This window comes from Pseudoalteromonas sp. Z1A8 (genome assembly GCF_011378855.1).
In the GTDB taxonomy this organism is placed as follows: domain Bacteria; phylum Pseudomonadota; class Gammaproteobacteria; order Enterobacterales; family Alteromonadaceae; genus Pseudoalteromonas.
The window spans coordinates 1-563 of sequence record NZ_WTLB01000140.1 but is presented as its reverse complement, the minus strand read 5'-3'; the positions used below and the strand labels follow the sequence as shown (position 1 = coordinate 563).

Annotated in this window: 1 pseudogene; it reads right to left on the bottom strand. The window is 45.3% G+C overall.

Annotated features, from left to right (window positions below):
* Positions 1 to 563: pseudogene (locus tag GQR55_RS20055) on the bottom strand (transposase); the annotation flags it as partial.

Below are 563 nucleotides of genomic sequence, written 5' to 3'. Positions count from 1 at the left end.
CCACTTCGCCACATATCATTACCTGCAGGGCAGCGGCAGGTTTGGGTGGCTTCATCATAATGAAAATCGTCTGAGGTAAATAAGCGTGGCTTGCCTTTACTGCGTTTTAGTCGGCGCTTTTCTTGCTCCGTTTCGTATGTTTCGCTGTCTTTAAACAGCGGATTTCGTTTTCTAAATTGATTATCCGCAATGTAGGTATCGAACCCGCTTTGCGCCATAAATTCGAGATTTGCTTCGCTGTTAAACCCACTGTCTGCGGTGAACTTAATCGTGTGATCGTCTTTGCGCTTGTCAGTGTTCAATTTATCAAGCTGCTGCTTTAATTGCTTAACAGCTGGCTGTAGGGTTTGTTGCTCACCCACTGAGCCCCACGCTTGAGCTTGCAGGATGATTTGGTGTTTATCGTCATTAATCGCGATGCCGTTGTAGCCTTGAATTGTCCCTTTTGAGGTCGTCATTTTCGCGCTGTCGGGGTCGGTAATATTACTTTTAACTGGCTTGCCTTTACTGCCTGTTTTTTCTTTGTGAGTGGCTAAGAACTCGGTGATTTTATCTGCACTTTT